At 54.6% G+C, this 1,256-nt stretch carries 1 rRNA gene; it reads left to right on the top strand.

The window, feature by feature from the left end:
* Positions 1–1,256: ribosomal RNA gene (locus tag MJZ25_16660) — 23S ribosomal RNA — on the top strand; the annotation flags it as partial.

Below are 1,256 nucleotides of genomic sequence, written 5' to 3' on the forward strand. Positions count from 1 at the left end.
ACCCCGGGAGGGGAGTGAAAGAGAACCTGAAACCCTGTGTCTACAAGCTGTGGGAGCACCTTATGCGTGCGACCGCGTACTTTTTGTAGAACGGTCCGGCGAGTTGCACTTACTGGCAAGGTTAAGCACTCAAGGTGCGGAGCCGAAGGGAAACCAAGTCTTAAGAGGGCCAGAGTCAGTGAGCGCAGACCCGAAACCGGGTGACCTATCCATGTCCAGGATGAAGCTGCCGTAAGAGGTAGTGGAGGTCCGAACCCACATCCGTTGAAAAGGGTGGGGATGAGGTGTGGATAGGGGAGAAATTCCAATCGAACCCGGAGATAGCTGGTTCTCCTCGAAATAGCTTTAGGGCTAGCCTCGATACAGATACGCGGAGGTAGAGCACTGAATTTCCTAGGGGGCGTCAAAGCCTACCGAAGAATATCAAACTCCGAATGCCGTGATATCGATTACCGGGAGTCAGACTGCACGAGATAAGTTGGGTGGTCAAAAGGGAAAGAGCCCAGACCTCCGGCTAAGGTCCCAAAGTACGTGTTAAGTGGAAAAGGATGTGGGATTTCAGAGACAACCAGGATGTTGGCTTAGAAGCAGCCACGCATTCAAAGAGTGCGTAATAGCTCACTGGTCGAGAGGTCCTGCGCCGAAAATGTCCGGGGCTGAAACACGTCACCGAAGCTGAGGAACCGAAAGGTTGGTAGAGGAGCATTGCATGCGGGAAGAAGCGGTACCGGAAGGAGCCGTGGACTGCATGGAAGAGAGAATGCCGGAATGAGTAGCGAGATGGAGGTGGGAATCCTCCAGGCCGAATATCCAAGGTTTCCAGGGTAAAGCTGATCTGCCCTGGGTAAGTCGGGGCCTAAGGCGAGGACGAGAGTCGTAGCCGATGGACAACAGGTGGAGATTCCTGTACTGCAGTATGACAGAACTGTGGGGACACGTGTGGAGAGCGGGTCCCGGGAACGGTATCCCGGGGCAAGCGAGGTACCAGCCGCTTAGGCAAATCCGGGCGGCAATGGGAAGGCGTGATGCGGACCGAAGTATAGTAGGGAAGCCCGTGAGCCATGCGTCGAGAAAAGCCGCTATCGTTTATACTGTACCCGTACCGTAAACCGACACAGGTGGATGAGGAGAGAATCCTAAGGCCGGCGGAAGAAGCATTGCCAAGGAACTCGGCAAAATGACCCTGTAACTTCGGGAGAAAGGGTGCCTGCGAGAGCAGGCCGCAGAGAATAGGCTCAAGCAACTGTTTAGCAAAA

Source organism: Fibrobacter sp. (assembly GCA_024399065.1).
GTDB lineage: Bacteria > Fibrobacterota > Fibrobacteria > Fibrobacterales > Fibrobacteraceae > Fibrobacter.